The sequence below is a fragment of the Gilliamella apicola genome, from assembly GCF_003202655.1.
GTDB lineage: Bacteria > Pseudomonadota > Gammaproteobacteria > Enterobacterales > Orbaceae > Gilliamella > Gilliamella apicola_R.
In genome coordinates, this window is the sequence record NZ_QGLR01000018.1 from 91,385 (window position 1) to 114,751 (window position 23,367).

At 32.8% G+C, this 23,367-nt stretch carries 22 protein-coding genes, 1 tRNA gene and 1 pseudogene; 16 read left to right on the forward strand and 8 right to left on the reverse strand.

The window, feature by feature from the left end:
• Positions 1-12 precede the first annotated feature (12 nt).
• The 3 genes from groL to DKK70_RS15505 all read right to left on the reverse strand — a co-directional run bounded on the left by groL (position 13) and on the right by DKK70_RS15505 (position 2,583).
• Entirely contained in the window at positions 13-1,659 is a 1,647-nt protein-coding gene (groL, locus tag DKK70_RS15495; RefSeq protein WP_110434790.1) for a chaperonin GroEL, read from the reverse strand.
• 47 nt (positions 1,660-1,706) lie between these two features.
• The gene (locus DKK70_RS15500) at positions 1,707-2,000 is read right to left on the reverse strand and encodes a co-chaperone GroES (RefSeq protein WP_034884480.1); all 294 of its coding nucleotides are present in this window, start codon (positions 1,998-2,000) and stop codon (positions 1,707-1,709) included.
• Between the two features lie 145 nt (positions 2,001-2,145).
• Positions 2,146-2,583: an FxsA family protein gene (locus DKK70_RS15505; RefSeq protein WP_110434791.1), complete on the reverse strand. Its 438-nt coding sequence runs from the start codon at positions 2,581-2,583 to the stop codon at positions 2,146-2,148.
• A 158-nt stretch (positions 2,584-2,741) separates the two neighbouring features.
• Here DKK70_RS15505 and DKK70_RS15510 point away from each other — a divergent pair.
• From DKK70_RS15510 to DKK70_RS15550, 9 genes are all read left to right on the forward strand, one after another.
• Positions 2,742-2,817 (forward strand) — tRNA-Phe (locus DKK70_RS15510).
• Positions 2,818-3,517: 700 nt separating this feature from the next.
• Complete coding sequence (locus tag DKK70_RS15515) at positions 3,518-4,519, forward strand: 3-oxoacyl-[acyl-carrier-protein] synthase III C-terminal domain-containing protein (protein WP_219999844.1); 1,002 nt, start codon at positions 3,518-3,520, stop codon at positions 4,517-4,519.
• Positions 4,516-5,523 (forward strand): NAD-dependent epimerase/dehydratase family protein, encoded by a 1,008-nt coding sequence (locus DKK70_RS15520; RefSeq protein ID WP_110434793.1) that lies wholly within the window; start codon positions 4,516-4,518, stop codon positions 5,521-5,523. Before DKK70_RS15515 ends, DKK70_RS15520 begins: the two co-directional genes overlap by 4 nt.
• A gap of 1 nt (position 5,524) precedes the next feature.
• Entirely contained in the window at positions 5,525-6,331 is an 807-nt protein-coding gene (locus tag DKK70_RS15525; RefSeq protein WP_110434794.1) for an MBL fold metallo-hydrolase, read from the forward strand.
• Entirely contained in the window at positions 6,328-7,617 is a 1,290-nt protein-coding gene (locus tag DKK70_RS15530; protein WP_110434795.1) for a F390 synthetase-related protein, read from the forward strand. Before DKK70_RS15525 ends, DKK70_RS15530 begins: the two co-directional genes overlap by 4 nt.
• Positions 7,614-8,222, forward strand: coding sequence for a phosphatase PAP2 family protein (locus DKK70_RS15535; protein WP_110434796.1), 609 nt, complete (start codon positions 7,614-7,616; stop codon positions 8,220-8,222). The genes DKK70_RS15530 and DKK70_RS15535 overlap by 4 nt, the downstream gene beginning before the upstream one ends.
• Before the next feature lie 11 nt (positions 8,223-8,233).
• Entirely contained in the window at positions 8,234-9,340 is a 1,107-nt protein-coding gene (locus tag DKK70_RS15540; RefSeq protein WP_110434797.1) for a sterol desaturase family protein, read from the forward strand.
• Positions 9,330-10,442 (forward strand): fatty acid desaturase family protein, encoded by a 1,113-nt coding sequence (locus DKK70_RS15545; RefSeq protein ID WP_110434798.1) that lies wholly within the window; start codon positions 9,330-9,332, stop codon positions 10,440-10,442. The genes DKK70_RS15540 and DKK70_RS15545 overlap by 11 nt, the downstream gene beginning before the upstream one ends.
• A gap of 26 nt (positions 10,443-10,468) precedes the next feature.
• The gene (locus DKK70_RS15550; protein ID WP_110434935.1) at positions 10,469-11,557 is read left to right on the forward strand and encodes a fatty acid desaturase family protein; all 1,089 of its coding nucleotides are present in this window, start codon (positions 10,469-10,471) and stop codon (positions 11,555-11,557) included.
• Positions 11,558-11,740: 183 nt separating this feature from the next.
• Here DKK70_RS15550 and DKK70_RS16885 read toward each other — a convergent pair whose 3' ends face one another.
• The 3 genes from DKK70_RS16885 to DKK70_RS15565 form a co-directional block, all read right to left on the reverse strand.
• Positions 11,741-12,061 (reverse strand): hypothetical protein, encoded by a 321-nt coding sequence (locus DKK70_RS16885; protein WP_110434799.1) that lies wholly within the window; start codon positions 12,059-12,061, stop codon positions 11,741-11,743.
• A 469-nt stretch (positions 12,062-12,530) separates the two neighbouring features.
• Positions 12,531-13,628, reverse strand: a complete 1,098-nt coding sequence (locus tag DKK70_RS15560; RefSeq protein ID WP_110434800.1) for a type VI immunity family protein — start codon at positions 13,626-13,628, stop codon at positions 12,531-12,533.
• 238 nt (positions 13,629-13,866) lie between these two features.
• A complete protein-coding gene (locus DKK70_RS15565; protein WP_110434801.1) occupies positions 13,867-14,517 on the reverse strand; it encodes a hypothetical protein in 651 nt (216 codons plus the stop codon).
• A 414-nt stretch (positions 14,518-14,931) separates the two neighbouring features.
• On the opposite strand from DKK70_RS15565, the gene DKK70_RS15570 reads away from it, so the two are divergent.
• The 3 genes and pseudogenes from DKK70_RS15570 to DKK70_RS15580 form a co-directional block, all read left to right on the forward strand.
• Complete coding sequence (locus tag DKK70_RS15570) at positions 14,932-15,138, forward strand: hypothetical protein (RefSeq protein WP_110434802.1); 207 nt, start codon at positions 14,932-14,934, stop codon at positions 15,136-15,138.
• A 6-nt stretch (positions 15,139-15,144) separates the two neighbouring features.
• On the forward strand, positions 15,145-15,216 hold the full coding sequence (locus DKK70_RS17735; RefSeq protein WP_375335002.1) for a JAB domain-containing protein: 72 nt from the start codon (positions 15,145-15,147) through the stop codon (positions 15,214-15,216).
• A 175-nt stretch (positions 15,217-15,391) separates the two neighbouring features.
• A pseudogene (locus tag DKK70_RS15580) lies at positions 15,392-15,745 on the forward strand (DUF4268 domain-containing protein); the annotation flags it as partial.
• 614 nt (positions 15,746-16,359) lie between these two features.
• On the opposite strand, the gene DKK70_RS15585 reads toward DKK70_RS15580, so the two are convergent.
• Together DKK70_RS15585 and DKK70_RS15590 are read right to left on the reverse strand one after the other, a co-directional pair.
• Positions 16,360-16,542: a hypothetical protein gene (locus DKK70_RS15585; RefSeq protein WP_110434804.1), complete on the reverse strand. Its 183-nt coding sequence runs from the start codon at positions 16,540-16,542 to the stop codon at positions 16,360-16,362.
• Between the two features lie 56 nt (positions 16,543-16,598).
• Entirely contained in the window at positions 16,599-18,527 is a 1,929-nt protein-coding gene (locus DKK70_RS15590; RefSeq protein WP_181416033.1) for a BglG family transcription antiterminator, read from the reverse strand.
• A gap of 170 nt (positions 18,528-18,697) precedes the next feature.
• Here DKK70_RS15590 and DKK70_RS15595 point away from each other — a divergent pair, with 170 nt between their 5' ends.
• Genes DKK70_RS15595 through mngB form a run of 4 tightly spaced genes read left to right on the forward strand, consistent with a single transcriptional unit; the run spans position 18,698 to position 23,309 of the window.
• Entirely contained in the window at positions 18,698-19,159 is a 462-nt protein-coding gene (locus DKK70_RS15595) for a PTS sugar transporter subunit IIA (RefSeq protein WP_025316765.1), read from the forward strand.
• Positions 19,156-19,473, forward strand: coding sequence for a PTS fructose transporter subunit IIB (locus DKK70_RS15600; RefSeq protein WP_110434806.1), 318 nt, complete (start codon positions 19,156-19,158; stop codon positions 19,471-19,473). Before DKK70_RS15595 ends, DKK70_RS15600 begins: the two co-directional genes overlap by 4 nt.
• A 20-nt stretch (positions 19,474-19,493) precedes the next feature.
• The gene (locus DKK70_RS15605) at positions 19,494-20,591 is read left to right on the forward strand and encodes a PTS fructose transporter subunit IIC (protein WP_110434807.1); all 1,098 of its coding nucleotides are present in this window, start codon (positions 19,494-19,496) and stop codon (positions 20,589-20,591) included.
• A gap of 21 nt (positions 20,592-20,612) precedes the next feature.
• Positions 20,613-23,309, forward strand: a complete 2,697-nt coding sequence (mngB, locus tag DKK70_RS15610; protein WP_110434808.1) for a mannosylglycerate hydrolase — start codon at positions 20,613-20,615, stop codon at positions 23,307-23,309.
• The last annotated feature ends 58 nt before the right edge of the window (positions 23,310-23,367 follow it).

The following is a 23,367-nucleotide window of genomic DNA, read 5'->3' on the forward strand; positions in this document are numbered from 1 at the left end:
TAAATAGGGGAATTACATCATTCCGCCCATTCCACCCATGCCGCCCATACCACCAGCAGCACCTAAATCAGCTTTATCATCTTTAGGTAAATCAGTAACCATACATTCAGTGGTGATCATAAGACCTGCTACTGATGCAGCATATTGTAATGCACTACGAGTTACTTTAGTTGGATCTAAAATACCCATGGCAATCATATCACCATACTCTTCAGTTGAGGCATTGTAACCATAGTTATCTTTACCGCCTTTAACCGCATTAACCACAACAGAAGCTTCTTCACCGCAGTTAGTCACGATTTGACGTAATGGCGCTTCCATCGCACGAAGCGCAACTTTAATACCAACGTTTTGATCTTCGTTTGCACCTTTAAGGTCTAAAATTGCAGAAGCAGCACGAACTAACGCAACACCACCACCAGCAACAACACCTTCTTCAACTGCTGCGCGAGTCGCATGTAATGCATCTTCAACACGTGCTTTTTTCTCTTTCATTTCAACTTCAGTTGCTGCACCAACTTTAATTACTGCAACACCGCCAGCTAATTTAGCTACACGTTCTTGAAGTTTTTCTTTATCATAATCAGAAGTTGATTCTTCGATTTGTTTACGAATTTGTTCAACACGTGCATTAATTAATGATTCTTCACCAACACCGTCGATGATAGTTGTGTTATCTTTATTGATAACCACACGTTTAGCTTGACCTAAATCTTCAAGTGTTGCTTTTTCAAGCTCTAAACCAATTTCTTCAGAAATTACAGTACCAGCAGTTAAGATTGCAATATCTTGTAACATTGCTTTACGACGATCACCAAAACCAGGTGCTTTAACCGCAGCAACTTTAACAATACCACGCATAGTATTCACAACTAAAGTTGCTAATGCTTCGCCTTCAACATCTTCAGCGATAATTAATAAAGATTTACCTGCTTTAGCTACTGCTTCTAATACTGGTAATAACTCACGGATATTAGAGATTTTTTTGTCTGCTAATAAAATATATGGGCTATCTAATTCAACCGTTGCTGTTTCTGGTTTGTTGATGAAATATGGTGATAAATAACCACGGTCAAACTGCATACCTTCAACAACATCTAATTCGTCTTGTAAACCAGTACCATCTTCAACAGTGATAACACCTTCTTTACCAACTTTTTCCATTGCTTCAGCAATTAAAGTACCAACAGTTTCATCAGAGTTTGCTGAAATAGTACCAACTTGGGCAATCGCTTTAAAATCAGCACATGGTGAAGATAATTTTTTAAGCTCTTCAACTGCTGCAACAACTGCTTTATCAATACCACGTTTTAAATCCATAGGATTCATGCCCGCAGCAACTGCTTTTAAACCTTCGTTAACGATAGCTTGAGCAAGTACAGTTGCAGTAGTGGTACCGTCACCAGCTGCATCGTTTGCTTTTGAAGCTACTTCTTTAACCATTTGCGCACCCATATTTTCGAATTTATCTTCTAATTCGATTTCACGAGCAACTGACACACCATCTTTAGTGATAGTTGGCGCACCAAATGATTTATCTAAAACTACATTACGTCCTTTTGGACCTAAAGTTACTTTAACTGCATCAGCTAATACATTAACGCCTTTAAGCATTTTAACGCGAGCGTCATTTCCAAATTTTACATCTTTAGCTGCCATCTTCGTATTTCTCCTAAATTCTGTATATAAGTTAAATTATCTGCCAGTTATGCTTCAACAATGGCTAAAATATCGGTTTCTGATAGGATAAGCACTTCTTCGTTATCGATTTTTTCTGTCTTAACGCCATATCCTTCATTAAAAATCACAATATCACCAACTTTAACATCTAGTGGCTGAACTTGACCATTTTCTAAAATGCGACCATTACCAACAGCTAAAACTTCACCACGTGTTGATTTACCAGCAGCTGAACCAGTTAAAACAATACCACCAGCTGATTTTGATTCTACTTCTTTGCGTTTGATGATCACACGATCATGCAATGGACGAATTTTCATTAGTTATCTCCTAGCACTAATTTTTACTTAAATGATGATTAAGAACAAATCATACCATTATGATTTATATAATATAGTCCACATTAAATGGGGATTATTTTAGATTCTTCAAGCGTATAAAATTAAAAAAAGTTTAATTGATTATTTATTGGTCATCTTTACGCTCAAATTCCCCCTCAATAACATCATTAACTTGTACATTGCGGCTAGAAGAAAATGAACGAACTTTAAAAGGCAATTTGCCAACAATAAAGCGAACAATATACTCTTGAACAACTGGAATTAATAAAATCGCTCCCAAAATATCCGTTAAAAACCCAGGAATCAGCAATAAAAAGCCTGAGAAGAGTAAAGATACACTCTTAATGATTTCATCTTTAGGGCTTTGATGATTAGCAATTTTTTGTTGCATAATACTTAAGTTTTTTAAACCTTGCTTTGTAATTAAATACAGCCCAATAACCGAACTAGCAATAATGGCGATTAAAGCAAGAAAAACACCTATTGAATCTGCAACTTTTATGAACAGACTCAGTTCCAAATAAGCATAAATAAAAAGTATAATAAAACCAAAAACTCGCATATAAAAATTCCTCTAAAAATAGAGTGATATTAGTCTAATTAGCCACTAATATAGTGACAATTAGTTAAATTTCAACCAATCAGCATATTTTTTTCAAATTTTTTTACAAAAGGGATTGACGGATGATCGCTAATCGTGTTTAATACAGCTCCATTGTTGCCCGGATAGCTCAGTCGGTAGAGCAGGGGATTGAAAATCCCCGTGTCCGTGGTTCGATTCCGCGTCCGGGCACCAATCACCAAATTTTAAGACCTGCTTCTAGCAGGTTTTTTTATTTCTAAAGCTTTTTCAAAGTTACCTTTCAAAGGATTTTCTTTGTCAACCGATGTCAACTGAGATTACCCCATATCAAGTGCAAAATCGGATACCACGAATACATTTGGTTCGATAATGGCGTGTATCCATAAAATGGTTTTAAAGCCAGTATTTTCAATGGCTATAGCCAATTATTTAATCGCTATCATTTAGGATTAATATTTTTTTCACAACAACTCAAAATTTCGTAAGATAGCTCACAAAAATAATATGATATTGGTAATATTTTTCTCCTTTATTACCTTTAATTTGAATATTAATGGATGTTAAACAATTACAACAAAAAGTCATTAAGATCAATATTTGGAAAATAATGGTTTTACTCTGATTGCCATTGGGAAACTATTATGTGGCATCAAAACTGCCACAATGGCTACAAGTCCATAACACGAAAAGCTTGTTTGCAGCACAGAAGAGTTAGAAATGATTGAATAGTATTTATTGATTACAAAACAACAGAAAACTTTATGCCTTCCAACTTAAGAAGTTATTAACATATCTATCTTTATCACATTAAGCTAATTTTAAAATTATTATAATAGTTAAACAACCAAAGATATATTAGTACTCAACATTAAGTTATAATTATTATTACAAAATAGATTACGGGGTATCTATTGTGTTGAAAGGAAATAAATTGCCAGTACCTATAAAAATTATTTCGACTGGCATTGCTTTACCGCCAGATAAAATAGAGGCGGTAGATTTAGATAAAAAAACAAATAAACCAAATGGTTATTCACTTAAACGTTCAGGCATACTTTACCGTTATCATGCCGATACGCAATTACAACAAGCCGATTTAGCTGCAAACGCTATTAGTGATGCTCTTACCCGTTGTAATATTGACGGAGAATCTATTGATTTATTAATATCTGCATGTGCTCTTCCTGTTCAAGCGCTTCCTTACACTGCTGCGCATATTCTAAAAGCAAGCTCATTACCCCAAACGATTACTTGCTTTGATGTTAATGCTAGCTGTGTGAGCTTTATCAGTGCGTTACAAGTAGCAGCAGGTTTATTAAATACCGGTATTTATAAACGTATAGCGATTGTCTCTGCCGATTTAGCATCACGTGGTTTAGATTGGCAAGATGAGGAATCTTCTTTAATTTTTGGTGATGGTGCAGCTTGTGCAATTGTTGAACAAGGTGATGGAAAGAGTGGCATCCTTTCATGCTTATTAGAAACCCATACTAATGGTATTGATTTGTGTGAAATTCGCGGAGGCGGTTCTCGTCGAAATATAAAAACCGGTATCGAAGAGCATGATTTCTTATTCCACATGCAAGGAAAACCGCTGTTTAAATTAGCATCATCGCTAATTGAGCCCTATTTAACCCGATTATTAAACCAAGCCGGTTTAACACTTTCTGATATAGCGACTGTAATCCCTCATCAAGCTAGCCATTTATCATTAGAACACATGCGTAAGCGACTTAATATTTCTAACGAAAGTCTAATTGATATTTACCGTTTTCGAGGCAATCAAGTATCGGCTTCAATTCCTAGTGCATTACATGAGGCCGTAATAACTCAGCGCTTTAATCCGGGTAAACCGGCTATGTTAATCGGTACGGCAGCAGGGTTAACGTTAGGGGGAATGATTCTATTACCATGAGAATTTTAGTGACGGGTGCAACAAGTGGTTTAGGTCGCAATGCTGTAGAGTGGTTACTTACACAAGGTCATCAAGTTCATGCCACGGGTCGTAATCAAACTGTTGGAAAGCAACTTAGCGCGCTTGGTGCAAAATTTACTGCATTAGATTTAATTACCGCAACAGATGCGGATTACCAGCAAATGCTTGTTGATTGTGATACGGTTTGGCATTGTGCCGCATTGTCTTCCCCTTGGGGAAAATATGATTGGTTTTATCAAGCGAATGTCGTAGTCACATCACGTTTAGCACAGTTTGCCGGTAAACTTGGTATTAAGCGTTTTATCCATATATCAACACCATCGATATATTTTGATTTTCAATCGCACCTTAATATCACGGAAGACTACCTTGCGAAAAAGTTTGCTAACCATTACGCGAACACCAAATATCAAGCAGAAAAATGTATACAAGAATGTGTCGCGCATTACCCTAATACAATTTATTTAATATTAAGACCTAGAGGAATTTTTGGTCCTCATGATCGCGTGATTATTCCTCGGATGCTAGCATTATTGAAACGTACTGGCGGTACATTATATCTGCCGAAAGGCGGACATGCTTTTCTTGATCTTACATTTGTGCTTAATGTTGTTTATGCCATATTTACGGCATCGAATAATCCTCATCTTCGCTCAGGCGATGTCTTTAATGTTACTAACCAACAACCAAGCCAACTTATTGACTTACTTAATTTATTATTAAGGGAACATTTAGCGCTTGATTATAAAGTTCGATCACTGCCGTATCAACTTCTATATGGGGTCGCGACCTTACTAGAAGGTATCGCATCATTAACACATAAAGAGCCTACTCTAACACGTTATAGCGTTGGTACGTTATATTATGATATGACCCTAAGTCAGGAGAAAGCCATAGCCTGTTTGGGTTATCAACCGCTGTATAGCTTAAGTGAAAGTGTTGAACTGACCGCAAATTGGTTAAAGCAGCAAAGGTTAGTATAAGATGGCAAAAATTATACCTTTTAAAGCTGGATATTGTACCCATATCGCCTGCATGGCAATGCGGGGAGCAGGGTTTAATGTCTGTCAATTTCCTGCACGAGCTTGGCTGATTGAGGTAGATGGCTATCGTTGGCTTTGGGACACCGGCTATGCAGATTATTTTAAACAATATACCCAAAAAGGCATATTTAAGTTGTATCAAAAAACAACCCCAGTTTACCTTAATCAGGGAGAATCGCTTAAAGAACAATTTAATGTATTGGGAATCGATCTGGTTAGTATACAGCACGTTATTATCTCACATTTCCATGGTGATCATATTGCGGGATTAAGAGATTTTCCGCATAGTCGATTTATTTGTTCTCAACTCGGCTGGCAAACAGTTAAACCATTACGTGGTTTTTTTGCTCTTAAACAAGGTTTTGTGCCCAGCCTGATTCCTACTGATTTTGAACAACGGGTAAGTTACATTGAACAGTTTGAAAGTTGTACGCTCGCACCGGAATTATCACCGTTTACATATGGTTATATTTTACCTAATAGCAAAAAACAGGTAATTTTAGTCCCCTTACCGGGACATGCTGCCGGTCATATTGGCGCATTCATTCTGACCGATAATGGTTGGACGTTACTAGCAAGTGACGCAGCATGGGTGAAAGCAAATTATAAAGAACTAAAAAAACCATCACGACTAGCTAATTTAATTATGTCAGATTCTCAAGCTTATTATTTAACCCTTAATCAGCTTCATCAACTCTCTTATCATCCTGATGTTACCATTTATTTAAGCCATGAGGGGGAAGAATGAGGTTACTAAAAATACTGTGGTATTATTGGCGCACCAAACATCTAACATTTAAAAATCGCGCTACACTTCAAACCTATCAACTAAAACAATTACAAAAATTTAAACAACGCGTTTTAACTCGAAGTCCCTATTTCAGCCAATTTATCCAACAACCATTCGAAACCTGGCCATTAATGAATAAAAAAATAATGATGGAAAATTTCGATCAAATGAATACCGAACATCTTACCTGCCATTCCTTATTAGCATTGGCTCAACAAAGTGAACAACAACGTGACTTTAGTGCCAAAATGGGGAAATTTAGTGTCGGCTTATCATCAGGCACATCTGGGCAACGAGGTCTTTTTGTTGTGAGTCCGAAAGAGCAACAAATGTGGGCAGGTGTCATATTAGCAAAAATGTTGCCACGCGGATTACTAACCAAGGAACGTGTAGCCTTATTTTTAAGAGCGGATAATCACCTTTACCATAGTACAAACAGCCATCGACTAACATTTCGCTTTTATGGTCTTTATGATAATTTTCAACAGCAACTCGAATCGCTAAATGACTATCATCCAACGATTATTGTAGCGCCAGCACAAGTACTACGAGCCCTTGCCTTAGAAAAACTTGATAACAAATTAAAAGTGAATCCAATTTTAGTTATATCCGCAGCTGAAGTACTAGAAGAACAAGATAAAGCGTTAATCAAACAAGCCTTTCAGCAAGTAGGTGAAGTCTATCAAGCGACAGAAGGATTTCTGGCTGCCACTTGTCCATTGGGTACACTTCATTTGAATGAAGAATTTCTCTATATTGAACCACAATGGATAGATGAAGATCGCTTTATACCAATTATTACTGATTTTACTCGCGAAACGCAGCCTATCGTGCGTTATCAGTTAGATGACATTTTGGTACGACGGTCAACACCTTGCCCTTGTGGCCTGCAAGGAATGCCGATCACACATATTGAAGGTCGGTGTGATGATCAGTTACTTTTGACCGATCAACAAGCAAAGCCATTAACCATTTTTGCCGATTATTGTAGTCGAATAATAGCCAATCATTTACCGTTAACTTGTGACTATCGTTTAATTCAACATACAAAACATCATGTTGAGTTAATCGGCTGCTGCTCACCAGCACATTTAAGTCAATGCCAACAGGCATTAACGGCACATTTTATACAACAAGGTGCTAATGTTGATGAATTAGTATGGACATTGACGGCAGTCGATACGTTACCGAAACAATTTGCCCAGAAAAGACGGCGGATCATTCGTCAACGAGGTAGCCAATGAAACCCTTCTTCAAGCGTTTAGCCTATTTAATCATTGGCTGGGGCATGGTGGGAATCTGCTACCACAGTGCCGCTACACTACAGCGCGAACCATATTTACTGCAGGTTTCTTTCATTGACCAATGGATAACATTTACTCCTCATGCTGTTTGGTTTTATCTTTCGTTTTTCCTGATCGTACCTATCTGTTTTTACGTCGCACCTTATAAGCATGTACGTTGGATGTCGATCTGTTTTATGGTCAGTAGTTTTTTAGCTGCATTGTGTTATCTTATTTTTCCTACCACTATGGTTTTCCCGATCGATCAGGGTACTTCGGCCAGTTCTTGGTTGCTGAGCAAACTGATTGATATTGATGTACCCGTTAATTGTTTTCCCTCACTGCATATCGATCTAACATTACTGGCTATTTGGGGGACTTTAGATAAGCATCATCCCGTACGTAATACTGTATTAGTATTATGGGGAATCATGATTGCCTTATCCATTATTCAACTTCGGCGACATCTCTTTATTGATTTTGTCGGAGGTGTAGTTCTAGCTCTCACTGTTGGGTGGTGTGTGCGTTTTGTATTTAGTCGTTTGGTCAATCAATCTTTAGAATAGTGATAATAATTATGATGGAATTAATTTTACCCCTAATAATCATGTTAATCATGATCATGGCTGAAGCTTTTATTTTACAATTCATTAAAAAAGTAACAATTAACTGGTCTGATGTTGTTTTCAATCTCAACTCTGGACTTTTAATGCTCTGGTTATTCCGCGGGCTTGAGTTAGTTTGTTATCATTTCATGTATACACATTTTAGTTTCAATTTATTTGTGCATGTTCCAATTATAATAACGTGGCTATTTACCATACTCGCGTGGGATTTTGGCTTTTATTGGGAACATCGATTACACCATAAAATCCCCATGTTATGGGCAATTCATATGGTCCATCATCAAGGTGAACACTTTAATTTATCGTTAGCTATCCGTAACTCTTGGTATTCATCACTAACCTCAATCCCATTTTTTGCATTACTGGCTATCGCCGGCGTTCCAACCTCGATTTTTATTACGGTATCCATTTTCCATTACTCTATCCAATTCTTTAATCATAATGCAATCACGCCTAAATTAGGGATATTAGAACGGATTTTAGTAACACCAACGCATCATAAAGTTCATCATCTTAAAGACCAGTATTATGCTAACAGTAACTTTTCTGGTTCATTTATCATGTGGGATAAGCTCTTTGGTACCTTTGAAACCACTCCCAAAGACAAATCAATTAACTACGGTAGTCAAGGTCTGATCTCGCAAAACCCTTTTTGGGCCAGTATGTTACCTTTTATGCGCTTATTGAAAATTCCATTTACGCCTACTCAAGGCTTTTATCGTTTGCCAACGATTTTATTGGTCAGTGGTTGTTTATTTCTATTCAGCCTAGCGATCTGTTATGTATATGATTATGGCTACGGTTATCAAGATCCCAATGTCATCCAATACTCATTATTTAGTTGCTTAGTTTTAGCCAGTATCGCATTAGGGGGTATTGCAGAAGGAAAACATTGGGCAATCATCAGTTGGTTTATATTGTGCTGGTTTATTCCCCTATTTTTTATTATTTTCCTACAATGGTCAGCTTTATATTGGTTACTATTTATGGGAATGATAGCTTTACATGGTTCTATTACACTCATTATATGGCTGAAAGGGAAATATCATGTCAACTAAGCCACTACCCAAGCTAGACTATTCTAATTATGCCGAGACAGCCCTTCATCAAAGGCTGATGAGTGAAGCCGAGGCTTATTTAACCCCAAAAGGCGATCACCGTTACGCCAATAGCACGTTAATTTGCAGAAATTTATTACTGTTAGTGCTTTGTGGTTTGTGCTACTTGTTAAGTTTACAACAAGTAAACGTATGGCTATTTGCGCTTTATTATTTTGGTTTTGTTATGCTAGCAATGCTAGTTAATATTAATGCCCAACATAATGCCTGTCATAACATGCTTTTTCGAATGCCATTAGCTAACCGCATTTTTGGGCGTTTAGTTACTTTGCGTTTAGTTACTTTGCCTTTAGGCGTTGATCCTCATTATTGGCGAGTCAGGCATGTCGATTATCATCACATCTATCCTAATATGGAAAACTATGATCTAGATATGGAAGAAAATGGCGTCTTTCGCCAAACCCCTTTCCAAAAATGGTATCCTCATATGCGTTACCAAACTTATTACTGGCCGTTCATTGCGGGCTTATCATTGCCTTATATTGCTTGGGTATTTGATGATCAGTTAGGAAAAACATCACTAGCAGCAGATAACAAAACGTTAACGGGTATCAAAGGTTGGGGATTATTTTTAGCAAGCAAAATTTTGCATTTCACAATCGCTTTAATCGTACCCATGCATATCCTCGCGAGCGTGGGAATAAGTTGGTATTTGGTGCTATTAGTTTATCTACTAACACCAATGCTCTCCTCTTTATTTGTTGTCTGTTTATTATTAGGCACACATTGGGTTGACCCGGCCTTCTATACGGCGCCTAAGAATAATCAAATCGAACGTGGAGGGTATCATCAACAATTTACTCCATGTTGTGATTGGTATCCCTCCCCCAAGATATTGAACGAATCATTAGGTAGACTTAATTTATATTTGACTCATCACTTGTTTTCGGCTTGGAGTCACCATCATTACTCGGCTTTAATGTTGATTGTTGAACGGTTTGCAAAAGGATATCAATTGCCTTATCGGCGATTAAGCTATCCTGAACTGCTCACTTCACAACTGAAATTTATTAGTAAAATGGATCAAAAACCGGAATTATGATTTTTCATATAAAAGAGAAGCAAAAAATGCGACAGCCTCAACCAATACTACATTTTACCGCTGAACAAGATGCATCATTACGCAGTGCATTAAACGCCGCTGCTAAAAATTATTTATGTTCCACCAATGAACATCGTTATGCAGATACGGGAATGTTTATAAAATTAGGCTTACTTTCTGCTTTATGCTTACTCTTTTACTTTATGGCACTTTGTCAGCAATCGGCATGTGTATTCTTTTTATGTTATTTTCTATTTATTACACTTGCTTTATTATTAGCGATAAATGTTGTTCATGATGCATCACATAATGTTTTTTTTAAATCAAGTAAAGCCAATGTTTGGCTTAATCGCATTATAACCATACCTTTAGGCATTGATCCTGAATGCTGGCGTATTCGTCATGTTATTCAACACCACCCGTTTACCAATATAGAATATTACGATCTTGATATTGAATATAATGGTGTACTTAGGCAAACACCTTTTCAAGTTCATCATTGGTTTATGCGTTATCAGCAATACTACTGGCCATTAGTGGCTGGAATGACCTTCCCTACTATTATTTGGTGTTTCGATTGGCAGGATCGATTGGGTCTGAAATTTGATAAAAACAAATTTACTTATAACGGCATCATTGGTTGGACAGCCTTTTTAATTATCAAATTCCTACACATAATTTTAGCTATCGTTCTACCTTATGTTATTTGTTCAGAATTTAGTATCTGGTTTATTTTACTCACCTACTGCTTAAGTCAGTTTTTTGCCTCACTGATTTTTGTTATCCTCATCTTAGGAACTCACTGGGCAAAAGCAACCTTTTATCAAGCACCTGACAATGGAATGATGCCACATGGACCAATCCAACATGTATTTAATACCACTCTAAATTGGCGTCTTAAATCGCCGACGATGGAATACTGGTTAGGCGGACTGAATTTACACTTAACACATCATATCTTTCCTGGTTTTAGCCATCGCCATTACCAACATTTAACCAAAATAATTCAACAGATCACCGAACAATATCAAATTGATTATCACGAAATTACCCTCTTAGAACTATTCAAACAACAACAGCTTTTTTTAAAACAGATGGGGAAACGTGGTGATTGATAGGTTTAATTTATTTGATTACCAAGAAGGTAATTTAAAATTAAAGCTTTTTTTAATATGCTTTTTATCTAGTTATTAATTAAATTTTTATATAAACATTATAATTAATTATTTACTCAATAAAATGATATTCAGTTTCTATAGATAAACAATCTATCATTTTTTCTATATTTAATGATTTATTTAATCCCAATTTAAAGGTTGTATTAGAACAATAGAACAATAAAATAAATCATAGTGATTTAAAGGATGTAACTTTCCATTCGTTCTTACAGGATCATAATCATAACGAATATAATCGTCTTCATAAGTAAATAAATTAATTATTAAAATTTTTAACAAATATGATTGATAATATAATTCCTCAAAAAAGATTTCTGAAACAAATGTTTTATTTGAAAATAGCGCTAATACATCAGAAGTAATTTTATTATCAATTTTTACTTCATCAAAGCTAGAATAGAGTTCTAACGTATTTCCATTAGCAATGACTTTAAACGGCAAACCGATAGTAAAATATTTATCTTTTTTTACCTAAAAAACGTGATATTTTTGATAAAATTAAATGCATGTGACTCAATGGTTCCCTTATTGGAGTTTATATCATTAATAAGCATTAATTTGATACTGTTCATTAAAAGTATAATTACATCCTACTTAGATCTTATTGGTTTGAAAAAATCATCTATTTGATAATTATCTAATATAAATTCTTTTTCAGAATTATTTATTATCATTTATAAAACCATAATTTTATCTATTTTTTGCATAATTAATTTACGATCAAATTTTTTCCTACAAGGGCTTTTATAACATTAAACAAATTAGATCTAAAATTTTGTAAAATATTAAATTTATTCAAATATATTATATGTATACATCATAAAATGAAACCTATGTCTCATTATGGTTGAATGCTATAACAATGTTTTTTTCATCTTCTGTAGGTGGAGTAATTAATAATGTTGATGTTTCATTGATGTTCTTTAACCCTTGTTGAAGAGTTTTTGCTAATCCAAACCTTTGAATCAATATTAATAATCTGCGCCGATTGTTTTTCATGATTTACTGTAATATCGATTGCTTCTACATTATCAAACCGACTTTGCCACTCCTGTGATGTTCGATTGTTAAAACAAATTTCACCGTTTATTGAACCAAAACCTAATGAGGCAATTTCTGGCGCCCGTGCCGGTTTTAATAAGGCATTAACATTGACATAGTGCTTAGGATAGGGGTTAGATGCTACATCACCCAGCTCAGGCACTTCACCAGCCCGAACAACCACACCACCAGAGTAAGGATAAAAACGGATCTCGTTATCATCATTACGCTCTTTCAACGTCTCAAGATTGCCTAATTTATCTGTTATAAGTTGGTCATTTAGTATAGTTAACCAGTTGATACATTTAAAACCTTCTCTAAGGTGCTCATCATCTTCATCGTTAGAGATATCTAAACCCAGAAACTGATGTGCCAATTCATACTCTAAATATTGATAATCGTAATATTCGTGACTATGTTGTATGCCTAAACCAAAAAATCCATGCATTGGCTGTAATATTTCACTGATTTGTTGATTTAACTCTATTAATTGCTCCACACCAAACTCTTTAAGTTCCGATATAGGTAAATAGAGCTGAACATAACTTATGTCCTGATGTAATTTTTCATACCATTCTGCTCTTGAATAGACGTGGCATAAATATTCTGGAACAAATTCTAAATTAGCAACATTACCCCAATAAAAGCATATATTATCTGTTCCAGCTAGATTAATTTGATTAATTTTTTCATGTAATGTTGTTTGTGTATAAGAATTTAGATTATTGGGTTCACCGTCAATATATCCAAACTTTAGCTTATCACCCCAATATTTATCATATAGTGCCAAAACCTCACCTATGGCTTGACGCTTTTCAGGTAGATAACCTTGATCTAAGTAATAACACCCCACCAAGCCTGTTTTTATTGCATCTTCAATATTATCGGGATCCAAATAATGTCCATATGTAAATCTGTTATAGTTTTTCTGATATTCATCTAACAATTGCTGTAATTTATTTTGCATGGTATATCCTATAATTTATGATGCATGGTATTTGTCGGTCGGCTACTTGCCTAGAATAAAATTGTTGTCGATAAAGATAGTAATAAGTTTTACAATTATTTTTATCAGTTCAAGCTCTATTTTTATTTTATTTAGTTACGGCAGAAACAACTTCATATCCCAAAATATTGTTTATTTTATTCAGGTGAACACTATCTAATATTTTGGTGGGATCATTGTATACATTTGAAAATCAAACTTATTTACACACATTCATCTCTTTCCCATCTTTAAAAAGATAATGACATTTAATAGATTCTAGTAATTTAAATTTGCCATTATTTTCTATTGAATATTTACCCCAAAAATTTAGTGTTTGCCCTTCTTCTAATATATTAGAACTTAATACATAGATATGATTATCAATAAAATAATATTGTGATTTTGCACTATAACTATCCATATCATACTCATTAGAGTAAATGATTAGCTGATCAATTACTTTATCATTCATTTCTGTATATATTTTAACCTCATCATCTAATAAGTTATCCGGATAATTTGGTTCTTTTGTCTTTTTTAAAAATAAATTGATACCGTTTATAGGTGTTAAATATATTTTCTCATTTAATTTCATGTTATCAACTATATTTTCATAATCAAAAGTCATCTTAGAAAAAATACATTTTTTTCTCTCTTCATTGATTTCTTTATCAATTCCTTCATATGGTTGAGCCACGGTACAAGATAAATCTATTTTTTTAGCAAACTCTTTTTTACTTATAAGTTCATCACCTATGTAGTTCTTGGAATCGAGAATTAATTTTGATTTTATACTGGTATCTTTTATCTCTGCATTAAGATTAAAGAAGAAAAAACAAAGCAACATTATAAATAATTTTTCTTTCATAAATTATAATTCTTAAACATGATTAATCATTAGGATAATTTAATCTCTTTTACTTTAGTATTATCAAAATCACCTGAGTGTAAATGAGTATTATAAAGTGCATATTATTGATTAGTATTATTTTTTATCCTCTATTATCTCACATTTATATATTGTATCCATAAATATATCATTTATATGATGCAAACTAGAAAAAATCTCGCTTCGACTGTTAACCGCTAATCCTCTCTTTATTTTTTAATAAGTTGCGTGTAAAAATCACAACTTTTTCTCTGTAATCACCTAACTTTTTTATTATATTTATTCTGCCAAAACCAACTTTCTGACTAGTGAGCGAGTTGTTTTTCAATATCGGTTATTTCTTGTTTATTATTTTTAATTAAACAAAACGTTAGATAAATAAGGAAGTATGATATGTCAGATGAATTACCTTTACTATTTGATAAACTCTTTCAGCTTTGTTTGACCGGTGGTTATGGTTTTTCATCTGCTTATACCTTAGCTGAGCAACATAAAGCCAATTTTCCCCTACATTCAGATAATCTAAATAATCAACATCAATTAATTAAAATAGGAACCCTTTTTATGGGGACAATTAACTCTGTGGAAATCCATCACTGAGAAATAATTAAGCAAGAACTTAAGTATAATGCAGTAGCTGTTATTTTTGTCCATAATCATCCATCAGGCAAATCGTAATCTAGTAATGCAGATCGTAATATCAATCAAAAGTTAACAAATATTAAATATCGTTGATATCCGAATATTAGATCAGATCGTGATCGTATTTTTCTTTTTCTGAACAAGTAAAAGGGTAATTTTTGAAAATTTATTTAAGATTTATTGATCGTTTTTAACGATATGACTTTAGAGGTCAGGGCTAAGTGGTTGCCCTTACAATCTAATTTTTAGCCCAAAAGCGCTACATGTTGAACTATGGTTAAGTAAAAGCTCCACAGACGAAAATAAATTTCTTTTTGATTCTTTATTTAAGATGAAAAATGAAATAGAAAATACATTTGGAGCTCCACTTGAATGGATGCGTTTGGATGATAAAAAGGCTTGCCGAATTCAATTTTCACATACAGTCGATGGTTATAATATGGAAGAATGGCATCAATATTCACAATGGCATTTGGAGTATATGAGTAGGTTTGAACGTGCTTTTAAAGCACCATTAAAAAAAGCAGGTAATGCACTTAAACAAGATAGCAAAAATATAGTTTAGTTATATGATGGTATTGGCATCTTATAAAAGGATTTTAACATGAGCACCGCACAGCTTTTTATCAAGCTTGGTTAGAGGTTATTAGTAGTAATAATCAAGAACGGATTATATTCAGTTTTCTATTTTAGAAAAAACTGTCTATATCTGAAAGCTGTAGTTATATCTTTTATAGTAAATTGAAACTCAATAAGCAAAAACATTTAGATCGCATGGTTGATTAGGTATTAGAGGATTATGCAGAGGTCGTAAATCCATGATATTTTTGTTTATGAGAATAAGTAATCCCTATTATTAATATATTGAATTGATTGATATCACAATCCTTAATTCCTAAAGCGACTGTCAAATTAATTTTCAGTAATGAATTTTAATTTGGCAATTAATCTATAATTCTGAATTTCAGACATAGTTTAGATAATATAATCCCATTCTTTAAATCAATGTTAAACTAAAATGAGTAAAGTTTTAGCTGAACATAAATATTTAAATATCAAGTTATTATGCTTAAGGATATATCCTCTCACCTCAAATCCCCCAACCCAATTAAAGTTTATTATCTATACCGTATACGGGAATAGATAAAATAAAGCATCTCTTAATATAGAAAACTTCTTTTAAAAATCAGGGATCTTTTCAGCTTGTTTTGCAAGGCCATTAAAAGTTGCATTACTGATAGGGAAAGGGTGATGGTATGGTAATTGAGGTTTGATCTGTGAAATAACAATAGGCATGAGCGATTTAAAATTAATAAACATTCCTTTAGCCAAATTTTCATCTAGTCCAACGTGTTTACCCATCGTAATAAAATGTTGAAGGTTACAATAAAGTCCATTCACAATGAAATATAATTAACCTATAAAATACTTAGTAAATTTTTAAATTCATGGAATGTATAAGCTTTTAATAATTGTTTTGTCATGGCTTTATCATCAATTAAATTTAATATTAGATCATATAAATTATCTGTAATTTCATTATCAGTTTTCGATATTGCAAGTAAAAATATAAAATTACATTTTTTATCTTTCTCCCATTGTATCCCATTCGGAAATATAGCAACTGATACTCTTGATCTGTTTGCACTCATTGTCATAGAGTGAGGGATAGCAATGACATCATTAATCAATGTTGTCTGTAAGCTCTCTCTTTCTAACACACTAGACACAAAATCCGCTGAGACAATATTTTGTTTTTCTAGATCACCTGTCATTTTTACTAATAAGTCTTTTTTAGATAATTTATCAGTGTCAAAGTAATAAAAATTTTCGGGATTAAAAAGTTGCATAACATTATTATTAATTTGATCATCGGTTAGATAATATTTTAAATCATCAATTGCTTTATCTATATTTGACATATCAATGTAAGCAGTGGGAGTATTTTCTTGAGTAAATGGAAGTGTGGTAATTGTTAGATCTATGTCACTTATATTTGCTAATTGAAATTCGGCATAGGAGTATGTTTTTTTTATATTAAATTTATTAGGGAATTTTTTATTTATTTTTGATTCTATAATTTTACTCATCGCAAAGCCACCACCACAGACGATAATCACATTAAGCTGTTGAGTTTTTGCTTTATGTCTTTCAATAGCACCAGCTATGTGTAGTGCTATATATCCGACTTCATCTTCAGAAAAAAAGATGTTGTATTTTTTACCAATTACGCCTAGATGGGTTAAACTTAAACTATAAGCAAATGGGAAAGAATTTATTATTGTACTGAGTATTGGATTTTTTCTTTCTTTATCTATTGAACTAATTTTAATAAAATTCTCAATATGGTTAACTAAATCTTCAAATAAGATCTTATCTTTAGTCCAATCAAGATTAGATGTCTCATATATTGATGTTAATAATTCATCAACGATGATCGACGATTCAGATGGGTGATTTTTAGGGTTTTTGATTAATCTAGGTACATTAATGGATAAAGTTAGAATAAAATAGTTGATTTCATTAATGGGTAATGTGATTGAGAATGCGTTTTCTACTTCCTTAAGAAATGAATATATTGCATCTAATGCATGATCCATTAACTTTGGAACTTCAATGGATATTTCATTAATTGTTAACCCTTCTTTTACTCTAGCTATCGCCAATGCAATAGTCGATATTATATTTTTATGATAAAAATCAGAGTTCAATAATTGTAGAGAATATAAGTGTTTTGATTCTAATGTATTTAATAAATCTAAATCAATATTTGACAAAAATAACTTTTCTAAGTCAGTGAATCCAACCAAATAAGATTGTAAATCGTTAATCAAAAATAAATCTAATATAGCTTTTCGTTTATCGTATTCTGTGCCAATAACTTTAAACCCAGTATTTGTATTATTAATTAGTTTTAAATTATAGTTTGATAATGTTTTACGTATATTTTTCAAGTACATATATAATGTATTTTTGCTTATACATAAATGTTCCATTAATTCATAAACAGAATAATATTTTAGCTCATTCAATAATAAAGCGAATAAATAATTCTGACGTTCTTCTAAAGATCCTAATAAACTATAGCCTTCTGTTTTATTAAAATTACCCCACCAGTCGATGATTTTTTTTTCATCTTCACAATCTAAGATATAACCTTTTTGTCTTATTAATTTTATTTTGGCATTTTTATCAATTAAATAATCATTTAGGTTAGAAATGTCCGTGCGAATAGTTCGTTCAGACACATTAATTGTCGACGCAATATCTTTAATTAAGATGGGCTCTTTTTTAAGTAAAAAAAAATCAAATAAATCATCTAACCGTTGGTACGAAAATTTACTCATAGTAATAAGAGGCCTCATTTAAAAAATCACTATCAATATGATATTACTTCTAGAAAAAAAGATAGTACATTAATTTTCCAAAATAAAATGAAAATGTATGGATATGCTTTTTTATAACATCTCTTATTATATTAATTAATACATTTTATTTAATTAAAGGTACTAAAGTAATGAATCTTTCAGAAAATAATATTTTTTTGAATTTAAACGTAGAAAGTAGAGATGAGTTATTTGATTTTTTATCAAGTAATGCTTTTAAACATAATTACGTCAATGATATTAAAAAAACTATGGAAGCATTTATCGATAGAGAAAAAGAATCATCGACAGGATTGATTGATGGGTTTGCAATTCCTCATGCAAAAGATGACGCGGTTATTACCCCAACTGTATTTTTTGCAAAATTAGCTAAACCGATAGAATGGGAAACATTTGATGAGAGTAATGTTCAATATGTTTTTGCTTTATTCGTACCTAAAAATGAGGCTGGCACTACTCATATTATGATGATAAGTAAACTAGCTACTGCTTTAATGGAAGATGATTTTAAAAATGAAATAAAAGCATCAACAGATATAAATAAAATTATATCACTAATCAGTAAGGAAATGACAAGAGAGGTATTAGTATGAAAATTGTTGGTATTTCAGCCTGCCCAGCAGGACTAGCGCACACTCCTATGGCAGCTAAAGCATTAGAGAATGCAGGTAAAAAATTAGGTTATGATGTAAAAATCGAGCAACAAGGATCTTTAGGGCAAGTTAATAAAATTTCACAAGCTGAAGTTGATGAAGCTGATTTTGTTTTAATAGCAACCGATCAAAAAGTAATAGATATGGATAGATTTAAAGATAAGCCTCAATTAAAAGTTAGTATTGCCACTTGTATTAAAGCTCCTGAAGCAGTTTTAAAAAAATGTGTGAATATCATAGAAAGTAGAAAATAACTAAATAAGAGAAAATTAATATGAAAAAAATAATGTTTGAGTTGAAAGGGCATTTGATGAGTGGCATTAGTTTTGTTCTACCATTAATTATCGGAGCTTCTTTAGTAATTGCTATTCCCAAAATGATAGCATTATCTATGGGTATTACTAGTCTAGATATTTTTAAAGATAGTTCTGGTTTTGAGCACTCTCTTTATTTGATAGAACAAGTCGGTTGGGTAGGTATAGCATTAATAAATACAGTATTAGCTGGTTTTATTGCATATTCTATTGGTGATAAGGCTGCAATTGGTGCTGGATTTATTGGTGGAGCTGTTGCTAGTTCAACTAATGCTGGATTTTTAGGTGCGGTGATTGCTGGATTTTTAGCTGGCTATTTAGTTAAATTGGCAAAAAATAAAATTCATCTACCAGCCTCATTTTCAGGCGTAATGCCACTGGTTATTCTACCTTTAATTGCTACTTTATCTGTAGCTATCATTATGGGAGCTGTTTTATCTGAACCATTATCTTTGATTAATACAGGATTAGTTAATTGGATCAGAAGTATGATAGCGAATGATGTCAGCCAATTATTATTAGCTATTATTCTTGGGGGAATGATTGCTTCAGATTTAGGTGGCCCAATTAATAAAGCTGCATGGATGGCAGGAAATGTGTTATTAATTGAACAGATTTATATGCCAGCAATCATGGTTAATATTGCTATTTGTGCTGTTCCTATGGGATATGCTTTTGCAACATTATTCCATAAGAAAAAATTTAATGCTGAATTATTAGATGCAGGCCGGAATAATTTTGTGATGGGATTTATTGGTATTACCGAAGGTGCAATACCATTTACTTTAGTAAACCCATTAAAGTTAGTACCAATTAATATTATTGGTGGAGCTATAGCATCAGGTTTAGGTGTTTTATTAGGGATGTTTGACAAGATGCCACCTGTTGGCGGTGTTTATGGTTTCTTTACTGTCGGAAATGGCTGGGCATATTTAGTAGGTCTATTTGTTGGTGCTGCTTTCATCGGTTTTTTTGCGCCATTGTTTGTTAACTTTAAAAGAGATGATGAGCAAGAATTAATAGATATTGATGATATTGAGATCAGCATTGAAAATTAAACTTAATTTAAATAGGCCAAGATAATGAAAAAAGTACATGTAGTTCCGCATACTCATTGGGATAGAGAGTGGTATTTCACAACTAGTCGCTCTAAAGTATATTTGATGCATGATTTTAAAAGAGTCATTGAATTATTAGAAGATGAAAATGGATATGATTCATTTTTATTAGATGGTCAAGCATCTCTTTTAGATGATTATCTCAAATGGAGACCGCAAGATAAACATAGAATAGAATCACTAGTAAAAAAAGGTAAGTTAATTATAGGTCCTTGGTATACTCAAACAGATCAGTTAGTGATATCTGGTGAAAGTATTATCAGAAATATGCAATATGGTATGAGAATTTGTAGTGAATTTGGTGGATATATGCCAGTTGGTTATGTTCCAGATTCATTTGGTCAATCGTCAAGCATGCCTCAAATTTACTTAGAGTTCGGCATTAAAGATACCATGTTTTGGCGCGGAGTTAGTGATGATGAAGTCAAAAAAACAGAGTATAGATGGAAAGGAGAAGATGGTTCAACTGTAAATGTATTCCAAATTCCTAGTGGTTATTACATTGGCGGAGCTATTCCTGAGGATTCGCAAGAACTAGCAACTTATTTGAAACAAGATCCTTTTAGAAAAACATGGGCAAGAAGTTCAACTAATCATGTTTTTTTCCCTAATGGATTTGATCAAGCTCCACCAAGAGAAAATCTATTAGAATTAATAGCTAGAATGAATGAATTATATAAAGATGAGTTTGAATTAGAAATATCTACTATAGAAAACTATATAAATGCTATAAAAAATGAAAACCCGGACTTAGAAGAGATTAGTGGTGAGTTAATTAATGGAAAATTAATGAGAATTCATAAAACTATTTTTTCTTCGAGATCAGATTTAAAACAGTTAAATACACAAACTCAAAACTATCTTGTTAATATAATGGAACCTATTTTAAGTATTTCTATGTCATTAGGTTTCGAATATCCAGTAGAAACAGTTCGTGAAATATGGAAATTGATGTTTGAAAACGCTGCGCATGATTCAATAGGTTCGTGTGTATCTGACTCTGCTAATGAAGATATCTATATGCGCTACAAACAAATTAGGGATATTTCGGAGAACTTGATAGAGCTTACAATGAGAAATATATCGATGAGAATTGATAATTTTTCTGGTAAAGAGATCACTCTAACTGTATTTAATACTTTTAATAAATCTAGAAGTGGAATTATTGAAGCAGATGTTTATTTACCACAAGAAGATTTTAGAATTTTAGATCAGCAAGGTATGGAGATTCCCTATACAATTTTAGAATTAGTAGATCAGACAAAATATGTTCTTAATCAAGGAAATATTCTTAACCCAAGTAAAAAAATATATATTCCAGAGAAAGTATATAAAGCAAAAATTGCGTTAGAATCATCTAATCTACCTGGCTTAGGTTATAACCAACTAACGCTAGATTTGAATGGCAGTACACATAAAAAAATCAAACAAAAATCTACTAATGTAATTGAAAATACTTACTATAAAATTACTGTGAATAACAATGGTTCTTTAGACATTTTAGATAAAAAATCAAATGTAACCTATAAAAATCAAGTTATTATAGAAGATAATGGTGATGATGGGGATTCCTTTAATTATTCACCTCCGGTTAACGATTTAGTTGTTTATTCTACAGATTTTTCACCTACGATAACGATAAAAGAATCAGATATCGTTAGTATGGTTTGTATAGATTTTGAAATGTTAGTACCTAAAAATCTACAAGAAAGATCACAAAGAAAATGTACAACTTTATTACCAATCACATTAAATTTAACCATTAAAAAAGATTCTCCTGTAATTGATTTTTCATTACAAGTAGATAATACATTAGTTGATAGCCATCGAGTATGTGTATCTTTTGATACAAGTATTGCATCTAAATTTTCAACGGCAGATCATCAATTTGGTGTAATAAAAAGACCGGTGCTATTTGAAAAAGAAATGAACTTATGGGAGCAAAATAAAAACTCTTGGAGTGAGCAACCTATAGCAATCGAAACTTGCCAAACTTTTGTAACTTTATCTGATGAAAATAAAGGGGTTGCAGTCGTACCAAAAGGTGTTCGAGAATATGAAATCATTGGCGATGATTACAGTATTATCCGATTAACTATATTTAGAACATATGGTTTTATGGGAAAAGAGAATTTAATGTACAGACCAGGACGAGCTTCTGGTGAAACAACGATTAAAACTCCTGATGCCCAGTGTCATAAACATATGACATATTCGTTTTCGGTTTTTTATTATTCTGAATCATTTAACTCTTCAAATGTTGCGGAGTTAGCAAAACAAATATTATCACCAGTTCAAGTTTACCAAATAGCAGATTTTTTAAACTCAAGATTAATATTTACATTATCAGATGTAGATAAAACACTTCCTGTTACTTTTAGTATGCTAGAAACTAGCGGAGATTTAATTTTAAGTGTTATAAAGAAAGCTGAAGAGAGACCTGGTTATATTTTAAGATTTTATAATGGTAAATATAAACAGATTAGTCATTCAACAATTAAATTTAAGCATAAAATTAAACTAGCTGAAAAAGTTAATCTTCAAGAACATTGCTTAGATAATCTAGATATATTTAATAATAGTATTGAGATTAAAGGTATTGATCACGCTAAGTTTGTTACGATTTATATCGAATTTGAAAATCAATTAACTCATTAATAAAGCGAATAAAATTTAGCCAACACGGATGATGTTGGCTAAATTATTTATAGATATA

Excerpts from the sequence above, each read along its gene's own strand:
- DKK70_RS15570 (WP_110434802.1), top strand. The coding sequence starts at position 14,932 with ATGTCAGATGAATTACCTTTACTATTTGATAAACTCTTTCAGCTTTGT.
- DKK70_RS15565 (WP_110434801.1), bottom strand. The coding sequence starts at position 14,517 with ATGAAAGAAAAATTATTTATAATGTTGCTTTGTTTTTTCTTCTTTAAT.
- DKK70_RS15545 (WP_110434798.1), top strand. The coding sequence starts at position 9,330 with ATGTCAACTAAGCCACTACCCAAGCTAGACTATTCTAATTATGCCGAG.
- DKK70_RS15525 (WP_110434794.1), top strand. The coding sequence starts at position 5,525 with ATGGCAAAAATTATACCTTTTAAAGCTGGATATTGTACCCATATCGCC.
- DKK70_RS15585 (WP_110434804.1), bottom strand. The coding sequence starts at position 16,542 with ATGGGTAAACACGTTGGACTAGATGAAAATTTGGCTAAAGGAATGTTT.
- DKK70_RS15560 (WP_110434800.1), bottom strand. The coding sequence starts at position 13,628 with ATGCAAAATAAATTACAGCAATTGTTAGATGAATATCAGAAAAACTAT.
- groL (WP_110434790.1), bottom strand. The coding sequence starts at position 1,659 with ATGGCAGCTAAAGATGTAAAATTTGGAAATGACGCTCGCGTTAAAATG.
- DKK70_RS15590 (WP_181416033.1), bottom strand. The coding sequence starts at position 18,527 with ATGAGTAAATTTTCGTACCAACGGTTAGATGATTTATTTGATTTTTTT.
- DKK70_RS15600 (WP_110434806.1), top strand. The coding sequence starts at position 19,156 with ATGAAAATTGTTGGTATTTCAGCCTGCCCAGCAGGACTAGCGCACACT.
- DKK70_RS15530 (WP_110434795.1), top strand. The coding sequence starts at position 6,328 with ATGAGGTTACTAAAAATACTGTGGTATTATTGGCGCACCAAACATCTA.
- DKK70_RS15520 (WP_110434793.1), top strand. The coding sequence starts at position 4,516 with ATGAGAATTTTAGTGACGGGTGCAACAAGTGGTTTAGGTCGCAATGCT.
- DKK70_RS15535 (WP_110434796.1), top strand. The coding sequence starts at position 7,614 with ATGAAACCCTTCTTCAAGCGTTTAGCCTATTTAATCATTGGCTGGGGC.
- DKK70_RS15505 (WP_110434791.1), bottom strand. The coding sequence starts at position 2,583 with ATGCGAGTTTTTGGTTTTATTATACTTTTTATTTATGCTTATTTGGAA.
- DKK70_RS15550 (WP_110434935.1), top strand. The coding sequence starts at position 10,469 with ATGCGACAGCCTCAACCAATACTACATTTTACCGCTGAACAAGATGCA.
- DKK70_RS15500 (WP_034884480.1), bottom strand. The coding sequence starts at position 2,000 with ATGAAAATTCGTCCATTGCATGATCGTGTGATCATCAAACGCAAAGAA.
- DKK70_RS15605 (WP_110434807.1), top strand. The coding sequence starts at position 19,494 with ATGAAAAAAATAATGTTTGAGTTGAAAGGGCATTTGATGAGTGGCATT.
- DKK70_RS15595 (WP_025316765.1), top strand. The coding sequence starts at position 18,698 with ATGAATCTTTCAGAAAATAATATTTTTTTGAATTTAAACGTAGAAAGT.
- DKK70_RS15540 (WP_110434797.1), top strand. The coding sequence starts at position 8,234 with ATGATGGAATTAATTTTACCCCTAATAATCATGTTAATCATGATCATG.